The sequence below is a fragment of the Pedobacter sp. 10L46_2 genome, from assembly GCF_056395165.1.
Genome location: NZ_JBFTIZ010000515.1, coordinates 1 through 1,447 on the forward strand (window position 1 = coordinate 1; position 1,447 = coordinate 1,447).

General features: G+C 41.3%; 2 protein-coding genes. One reads left to right on the forward strand and one right to left on the reverse strand.

The annotated features are described in order from the left end of the window. Window positions 1-994, reverse strand: a 994-nt coding sequence (locus AC1DDX_RS27390) for a TolB family protein (protein WP_477623030.1), incomplete at its 3' end; no start/stop codon positions are given. A gap of 73 nt (window positions 995-1,067) precedes the next feature. Here AC1DDX_RS27390 and AC1DDX_RS27395 point away from each other — a divergent pair. Further along, a partial coding sequence (locus AC1DDX_RS27395; protein WP_477623031.1) for a DEAD/DEAH box helicase occupies window positions 1,068-1,447 on the forward strand: 380 nt, incomplete at its 3' end.

Consider the following 1,447-nt stretch of genomic DNA (forward strand, 5'->3'; position numbering starts at 1 on the left):
TTACTTTAAAAGGGATATCGGAAATAACCAATGAACTGAGCTCTATCTTTTTGATTTTTCCTTTAGCATAAAAAATGATGTTTTTAGAATCAGGAGTCCACGCAAAATTGGGGTAAACACCAAATATGGCCCACGTTTCCTGTTGGTCATGGGTAAGGTCTTCTGTTAGTGTCCATTCTTCGCCGGAATTGATGTTCTGTACAACAAGTACAGATTTTAATCTGATCCGTTTAACATAAGCCATCATTTTGCCATCGGGCGAGATCTGAGGACGAGCTGAACCCCCTGGTTGCTCTATCAGATCTGTTAATTTGCCGGTAATCATGTCTAGCTGACGGATCGCATATATTACACCATTAGGGTCTTTGCTATATTCAAAGTTAGGACCTGGCGATACATCTTCGCTAAAGTATAGGTATCTGCCATCAGGCGATACGTTAGGCTCACCCGCATCTTGCTGATCGTTTTTTCTTTTGGTTAATTGTACACCTTCGCCACCATATATACTGTACATCCACATTTCTCCGGCGCCTAAAGAACGGCTGCCAGTAAAATGCTTCCGGGCAATCAGATAATCGCTGTTTGGCATCCATGTGGCATTGTTTAACAGTCTGAATGTTTCTTTGGTAACTTGCCTTTTATTAGACCCGTCGCGGTTCATGATCCAGATGTTGTCGGCTCCGGTTTTATCGCTGGTATAGGATATATACTTCCCATTGGGGCTAAAGCGCGGCTGAACATCCCAGGCAACGCCCCCGCTTAACAACGCAGCTGTGCCACCTGTAACGGGCATAGTGTAAATATCCCCTAAAAGATCAAAAACGATATCTTTACCATCGGCGCTTACATCCAAATTCATCCATGTACCCTCGTCTGTGCTGATATTAAACGTTTTAGTGGGTCCATGAAATTTTTCGACATCCCATTTTTTTTCCTGGGCATAGCTGAAATGAAGTATAGGTAGGAAACATAATAGTAGTAATGATGTTTTCATAAGCGACGGGTGTTAATTAGCCCGCAATTTAGTAATATCAGTTCATTTTTATAGTTTTGGGCTTAACCTTTTTATGAGTGAAGTAGAGATATTAAAACGATACTGGGGATTTGATAGTTTCAGGCCATCACAGGATGAAATTATTGCATCGGTTTTAAACGGAAATGACACCTTAGCATTATTGCCAACAGGAGGAGGTAAATCGCTTTGCTTTCAGGTACCTGCAATGGTTATGGAGGGAATATGTATTGTTATTTCGCCCCTGGTAGCCTTAATGAAAGATCAGGTTGAGGGGTTAAAAGATAATGGGATCAATGCAGTGGCCATTTATGCAGGCATGGGTAAAAGAGAGATCGATATCCTTTTAGATAATTGCATTTATGGCAATATTAAATTTCTTTACCTGTCTCCGGAGCGGTTGCTTTCTGAATTGGTTAGAGAGCGGATCTCTTA